The organism is Bradyrhizobium sp. NAS96.2 (assembly GCF_001908235.1).
In the GTDB taxonomy this organism is placed as follows: Bacteria; Pseudomonadota; Alphaproteobacteria; order Rhizobiales; family Xanthobacteraceae; genus Bradyrhizobium.
The window spans coordinates 1-1209 of sequence record NZ_LGHK01000383.1 but is presented as its reverse complement, the minus strand read 5'-3'; the positions used below and the strand labels follow the sequence as shown (position 1 = coordinate 1209).

Sequence of the window (1209 nt, the reverse complement as noted above, 5' to 3'; positions counted from 1 at the left end):
GGCGGGATAGTGATCGTCTGCGTGCGACCGCCGCCCTGCTTGGACAGCGCCGAGGGATCGACGCCGCCGAGCGTGAAATTCGGCACCGTGATCGACATGAAGTCTTTCGGCTCGCTCATATTGTCGACGGCCAGGATGTTGAGCGAATACTGCGTTTCGCTGACGAAATCGGCGAGCAGCTGCAGATCCTTGCGCAGCATGGTCAGGTTGAGTCCAACCCGCAGCGGCCCCGTGAACACGTCCGGCGAATATTTGATGTTGCCGGAGCCGAACGTATCCGGCGCGGTCGGCTGGATATCGAGCGAAACATCGAACGAGGTCAGCTCGACCAGGTCGACGCCGCCGAGGCGGATCGTTGCGTCGACGACAGCGAATGGCGTTCCCGGCACAGCCGCCGGGTTGGTGAAGTATGCGGCATCCAGCGGCCGGATCTTGCCGGTCCCGATGCCGCCCGGATCGAACGTGATGATCCCGTTCGGCGCCATCGAAAATTTGCCCGTACCCCAGACGAAATCGTCGAGCACGGTCGCCTTGCCGATGTCGCTCTCGAATTCCTCGAGCCCGAAATAGCGCCGGACCAGCGCGGCCGGATTGGTCAATCGCTTGCCCGGCCGCGCGAGCGTGCAATTCGTATCCGGCGCCGCGTTGACGATCAGCGTCTCCGGCACCGTGATCTTGTTCGGGGACAGCGCCGAGATCCGCACGTTGCGGTTATTGTTGCCGGCGTCCGGCAGGCCGGCCGCGCGGATGATGTCGCCGACCTTGAAACCCATGTCGATCGGCGAGCCGTTGCCGAAAACGAAGCCGTCCGCGACCGTCGTCAATGACGTGAAATCTGCCTGCGTCTTGCTAAACGCCGTCGCATCCCAAGTGCCGCGCATGATCGCCTCGAGGATCGCGTCATGCGAGCCGAGCCACATTTCCGCGTTGTAGCTCGACGAGGTTTTCTGCGTGCCGTGACGGCCGCGGATCGACATGCCGTCGTTACGGATCGTCTGTGATTCCGTGGCGGCTTTCGAGAGCTTGGCACCCGGACCGCCCGAGATCGGTAGCACGGTTGCGCCGGCGCCGCCGGCGGCGACCTGGCCGAGGCCTGCCTGCGCCTTATAGGCGATACGGCCGGCGGAATTGCTTTGATAGACCATTGCGATCAGTCTCCTGTTTGGGATCAGCCGATGAAAAAGAACTGGAACGGAATCACGACGACGG

The 1209-nt window shown here is 63.0% G+C and carries 1 protein-coding gene; it reads right to left on the bottom strand.

The genetic code is table 11. The features are described 5' to 3' along the window. The coding region (locus tag AC628_RS41455; protein ID WP_074132548.1) for a phage tail tube protein at nt 1-1145 on the bottom strand (1145 nt) is incomplete at its 3' end. Between the last annotated feature and the right edge of the window lie 64 nt (nt 1146-1209).